Source organism: Nostocoides sp., assembly GCF_035343835.1.
Classification (GTDB): Bacteria; Actinomycetota; Actinomycetes; order Actinomycetales; family Dermatophilaceae; genus Nostocoides_A; species Nostocoides_A vanveenii.
Genome location: NZ_DAOQZV010000205.1, coordinates 1 through 5899, shown reverse-complemented (window position 1 = coordinate 5899; position 5899 = coordinate 1). Strand labels below are relative to the sequence as shown.

The window sequence follows — 5899 nt, the reverse complement described above, 5'->3', positions numbered from 1 at the left end:
GTGGGCCCGGCCGACCCCGCCTACGCGCGCGTCGTCGAGCAGGTGGCTGGCTACACCTCGGCCAACGAGTTGGCCGTGCTCAATCTCGCGGCGAAGCTGCTGCCCGAGGGCGAGGCCTATCTCGAGGTCGGGACCTTCAAGGGTCGCTCGCTGTGCGGTGCGGTCATCGGCGTCAGCGGGCGCACCTTCTACGCCAGCGAGAACTACCTCGAGTTCGGGATGCTCGGCCAGGAGGCCCGAGACGAGCTGCAGCGGAATCTCGACGAGCACGCCGCGGGCGTCGACGTGCGCCTGATCGAGGGCGACTGCTTCGTCACGCTCGCCAAGCCGGGCGTCATCCAGCAGCCGGTCGGCGTCTATTTCTACGACGGCAAGCACACCACGCTCGCCCACTATCTCGCCCTCGGCCTGGTCGAACCGCTGCTGGCCGACAAGGCGCTCGTGCTCGTCGACGACGCGACCTGGCCGGTCGTGCAGAAGGCCCACCGCAGCTATCTCGCGCGGCACGACGGCTGGGAGGTCGTCGCCCGGTGGGATGCTACGCAGACCGGAGATCCGTTGTGGGCCAACGGATTGCACGCCTTGAAGTATGTCCGCCCGGCCGAGCGGCGCCTCGGCCACAGTCGCGATGTCTCCTGGCTGCGCCGCGCGCAGGTCGGCGCCGTCGGCCCAGCAGAATCCGCGGCCTGGCACACGCTGCACCGCTACCCGCAGCTGGTGCCGCTGGCCAAGAAGCTCTATCCGAAGAAGCCCTCACGCATCGAGTGACGGAACGCCCCCGAGCACCGGGGCGAGTTCGCTGAGGGCCGTTGCGGACTCCTCCTCGGTCAGGTCGCGCGGCGAGCGCAGGAGCACCGCAGCGAAACCGACGGCCACGACGAGGGCGGTCGCGACCAGCGCGGTGGCCAGGATCCGGTAGGCGTGCTGGTGCTGCCAGCCGACGACGACCACCACGATCACGGCGGTGGCCACCCACGTGACCAACCCGAGGCGCCCATCGTCGGTGGCCATGCCGGCATACAGCAGGACCTGGGCGAGTCCGAGCAGGACGCCCAGGACGACGAACCACACGATGATGCCGTCGGCGTGCGCGTATGCCGCGCCACCCACCGCGCGCACGAGCAGGGGCGCGGTGGCCATCGTCCCGACCACGGACCCGGCGCCAATCGCGACGACGAAGCCGGCGGCTTCGAGGACGCGCTTGCGACTGGTGGACGGGTGCAGGGCGGGCACGATCCCCAGGGCGAGGAACTGGGTGCCCCACATGACGACCTTGCTGAAGACCGACCCGAGGGCATAGGCGCCGGCATCGTCCGGGGTGAGGAAGTGCCGGGCGAGCAGCAGGTCGATGCTGGAGAGGGCGACAAGTGCGCCCAGCGTGCGGTTGGCCCGCAGCAGTTCCGGCAGCGCACCCGCACCGAGCCCGGGGGCCAGGTCGCGCAACTCGCGCCGCGCCTGCCAGGCCGGGAGCACGGCGCCGACGACGCCCGCGAGAAGAAGCGCGGCGAAGAGTGCGTCGATGCTCCCGTGCAGGACGCCGACCACCGCGACCGCGACGGTCCGCGCAACGGCGGTGGCCAGCACCGAGACCCCGAAGGCGATCAGCCGGCCCCGGCCGAGTAGGACGCCCTGCAGCGCGGCGGTGATCGCCATCGGCAGCAGATTGGCCATCGCCAGCACCACGGTCCGCGGGCCGCTGAGGTGGAAGGCATCGACGACCAGCAGGCTGCCCAGGGCACCGAGGACCGCCAACGCCAATCCGAGGCCGGCCGCGATCCGCAGGCCGGTGCCCGGGTGCACCGCCTGCCGGCGGGCGACGACGACCTGGATCGCGCCCACCGGAATCGCCAGGAGCAGGCCGGTGCTGTTGACCGCCGAGAAGGCGCCGAACTGCGCCGGACCGAGCGCGCGCGTCGCGATCAGGACGAAGACATACCCCAGGACATTCGCCAGCGTCATCAGCACGCCGAGCGCCAGCCCGCTCAGCCGGCGCGGGGCCGCGGCGGTAAGCACGGGAGCGGACATCGCCAGCAGCGCCCTTTCTGCGGATTCCGGCTGCGGCGTGCGCCCAGCTAGTATTTGCCTACCCGACGGTAGCTAAATTCCTACTCAAGGGTAGCAACCGGACCACCACCACTCAGCCAACCCGTCCCGTCCTCCCGGAGTCGATTCGATGCGCCGCGCCCTGACGCCACATCGCCTCCTGACGCCGCATCGGCTCGCCGTGGCCGGCCTGGGTCTGCTGGTCGTGCTCGTGGTGGTCGCGAACGGTTGGGGGCACACCTATACCGACATCAAGCCCGAGATCTACGAGTCACCGGCCGCCATGGTCGGTCACTACCTCTCCTCGTGGACGAGCACGCCGTATCTCGGCTCGCCGAACTTCAACGTCGGCCTCACCCCGGTCGTGTTGGCGCTTGCCCCGCTGGACCTGCTCGGCCTGTCCGCCCAGGCGATCTTCGCCATCTCCCACGTCGCACTCTGGCTCATCGCCGCCGCTGGCGCCGCTCGCCTGGGGCGTGCCCTATCGCCCTCGGCGTCGTCATGGACCGGTCTGGCGACGGCGGCCTGCTATCTCGCCAACCCGTATGCCGTGGTCGGCGGCAGCACCCTCGCCGTGCTTCTCCCCTATGCCTTCCTGCCCTGGATGGCGTATGCCCTGGTCCGGGCCCTGCGCCGGCCCCGCTCGTGGGTCTGGCCCGCGGTAGTCGGGCTGGCCTTCTTCGCCCAGAGCGGCATGAATGTCGCCGTCATCCCGATCTTTCAACTGCTGGCGGTACCCCCGATCGCCCTGATCGTCGGCCGGGCCGACGGGCTGCCCTGGCGCCGGATCGGCCTGGTTCTGATCAAGAGCGCGATCGCCGTGGCCGGGGTGTCGGTGTATTGGCTGGTGCCGTCGCTTACCGCTGCCGCCACCGGGCAGCAGATCGTCGCGAGTTCGGAGACCGTGGACGGGATCGCCCGGGTGTCCTCGCTGACGGAAGTGCTGCGGGGCCTGGGCATCTGGACCCTCTACGGCGTCGGCCCGGACGGCCCATGGCAGCCGCAGTTCGCCCCCTATCAGATCAATCCCGTCATCGTGATCGCGTCGATGGCCTGGCCGGTGCTCGCGCTGCTCGCCCTGGCCGTGGCCGGCCCCGTGCTGCGGCGCACCAGCGCGCTGCTGATCGCGACCGGAGCCATCGCCATGGTCGGCCTGTATGCCGGCGCCGGCCCCACTCCGGTCGCCGCCGTCGTCGCCACGCTCTTCGACACCGTCGGCCCGCTCCTGGCCTTCCGGACGACCAACAAGGCCGGTGCCGTCCTGACCCTGGGCGCTGCCCTCGCCCTCGGGCACGCCCTGCCGATCTGGTGGGTCCGATCCCGGAGGTGGCGTCCGGTCCCAGAAGTAGGCCGCCGATGGGTCGCGCCGCTCGCCGTGACGGCCTTGGCGGCCGGCTGGGCGTATCCCGCAGTCGTCGGCAATCTCAACACCTCGCCGATCGACATCCCCGCCTATTGGCGCCAGGCCGCGGCGGCGCTCGATGACCAGTCGCACGCCAGCCGGGTGCTCTTCCTGCCCGCCCAGGCCCGGCCGACCTACCGCTGGACCGACGAGCGTCCCGACGACCTGGCCAACTCGCTGCTCACCCGCGAGGCCATCATCCCCGAGACCACGGCAAATACCTCGCCCCCCGGCGCCAATGTGCTCGCCGCCCTGGGCGACCTCGTCGCGAGCGCCACCGCCGCCCCCGGCACCATTTCCACCGTGGCGCGCTATCTCGGGGCGGGCACCGTGCTGCTGCGCCACGACGTGACCTGGGAGGACAACGGCGGCGCGCGGCCCGCGACGACGACGGCGGTCCTGGGCGCCGACCCCGGCCTGACGCTGCAGGGCCGCTACGGCGCGGCGGGCGAGAATGTCATCGGGAAGGTGCCGGCATACGGGCCGGAGGGCTTCCTCTCCCCCCTCAACGTCTATGACGTGCACGACCGGGCGGCCACGGTCTCGGCCCGGCCGCTCACGGGCAACGTCCTGGTGGCGGGCGACGGCTGGGCGTATGACGCGCTCACCCGCTCCGGGCTGCTTCCCGGTATGCCGGTGGTGCGCTTCGCCGCGGACACCACCACCCCCAGCACGCCGGCCACCGTCGCCGCCAGGCTCACCGAGGCAGCCCGCCTGGTGCTGACCGACACCAACCGGCGCCAGAGCGTGATCCCTGGCCGGCTCACCGCCGGCTTCGGGCCGCTACTGCCCGCCGGTCAGACCCCGGCCGCGACGCGCGCGCTCGGCGCCGCGGACGATCAGACGGTCCTGACGCAGCAGGGGCCGCAGGTCACGGCCAGTCAGAGCGGTGCGGCCTTCTTCGAGACGCCCTATGGCGAGCCCGCCAATGTCCTGGACGGCGACCCGGCGACGGCCTGGCTGTTCGGGGACTTCCGGCGCGCACCCGGGGTCACCCTCGACGTGAGGTTTACCCAGCCGCAGACGCTCGATGCTGTGACGATTCGCCCCGTGGCCCTCGGCTCGGTGCACATCGGCCGGGTCACCCTGACCGCGGGCGGGGTCAGGGCCACGGTTGATCTGCCGGACAGTGGCGTCGCCACGGTGGACTTGGGCGGGGTGCGCGCCGATGGGGTCCACCTGCGGGTCGACTCGATCCGGGGCGAGGGCTATTCCTTGGTCGGAATCGCCGAACTCGGCCTGCCCGGACCCACCGTCACGCGGATCGGGCGGCTCCCGGTGAGCTTCGACGCGGCATACGCCTCGCTGGACGCGTCCGGGCGGGCGAAGGTCGCGGCGACGCCGCTGGATGTGCTGCTCGCCCGGGTACGAAATGCGGCGGGTGCCGCCGACGACTCCGAGACCACCCTGGAACGCGATTTCAGCCTGCCCGACGTCCGCGAGTTCGCGACGTCCGCGACGGTGCGGGTGCCGGACGCGTCCTGGGCGACGTATGACCGGCTGGCCGGCTTCGATCCGTCCGTGTCGGTCCGGGTCAGTTCGATCTTCGCGAACAACCCAGATCTGCGCGGGTCGATGGCGGTCGACGGGGACAACCGGACGGGGTGGATCCCGTCGGGTGTCGAAGGCGCCTGGTGGGAGATCACCGGCCCGACCCGAACGATGGAGCGGGTGACGCTGACGCAGCGGCGGGTGCCCCAGGGCGCCGAGAGCGGCCGGATCGCGACCCGCGCCCGGATCGTGGCGGACGGCAGGACCGTGGCCCGGGCCGAGCTGACCGCGGGCACGACGGTCATCCGCCTGGCCGAGCCGGTCCGCGCCAAGACCGTGCGGATCATCTTCTCGGGCGAGTCCGGCAGCGGATGGGCGCCCCATCTCGTCGACATCGACACCGGGCTGCGCCCCTCGCTCGAACCGGACCGGGGCTGTGTCGCGGTGGCGCGGCTCGACGGCCTCCCGCTGCGGATGCGGCCGGCGGCCCCCATCCGGCTGGCCGATCGCCAGGCACCGGGCACCGCCTGGGTCGGCTGTTCGCCGGTCACCTTGGGCGCTGGCGCACACGCGATGCGATCCGAATCTGACTATCAGATCGACACCCTGGCGTTCCGCGACCGGCAAGGCCTGGAGCCCGTGGCGGCCGGCACGGCACGCGCGCTCTCGATCAGCGGGAGCACCACCGATCAGCGCGTGACGTTCGATGTCGGCACCACACCGGTCGTCGTCAAGATCGGGCAGGGCTATGACGCCCGGTGGACCGCCGAGATCGACGGCCACTTGCTCGGCGCACCCGTCGTCGTCGACGGCTGGTCGGTGGGGTGGATCGTCAGCGAGCCGGGCCGGCATTCGGTGCACGTGCGCTTCGCCCCGCAACGCGCGGCGACCCGCGCCGCCTGGGTATCGGGCCTGGCGGTGCTCGGGTGCGCCGCCTGGCTGGTCGTCGCGTGGCTGCCTCGG

The 5899-nt window shown here is 72.0% G+C and carries 3 protein-coding genes; 2 read left to right on the top strand and 1 reads right to left on the bottom strand.

Going from position 1 to position 5899, the window contains the following annotated elements; translation table 11 throughout:
- Positions 1–768: class I SAM-dependent methyltransferase (locus PKH97_RS12870; protein WP_324387891.1), on the top strand; the 768-nt coding region annotated here is incomplete at its 5' end.
- Here the strand turns inward: PKH97_RS12870 and PKH97_RS12865 are convergent.
- The gene (locus PKH97_RS12865) at positions 754–2025 is read right to left on the bottom strand and encodes a hypothetical protein (RefSeq protein WP_324387890.1); all 1272 of its coding nucleotides are present in this window, start codon (positions 2023–2025) and stop codon (positions 754–756) included. The genes PKH97_RS12870 and PKH97_RS12865 overlap by 15 nt on opposite strands.
- Positions 2026–2173: 148 nt before the next feature.
- Between PKH97_RS12865 and PKH97_RS12860 the strand changes: the two genes are divergently transcribed.
- A partial coding sequence (locus PKH97_RS12860; RefSeq protein WP_324387889.1) for an alpha-(1->3)-arabinofuranosyltransferase family protein occupies positions 2174–5899 on the top strand: 3726 nt, incomplete at its 3' end.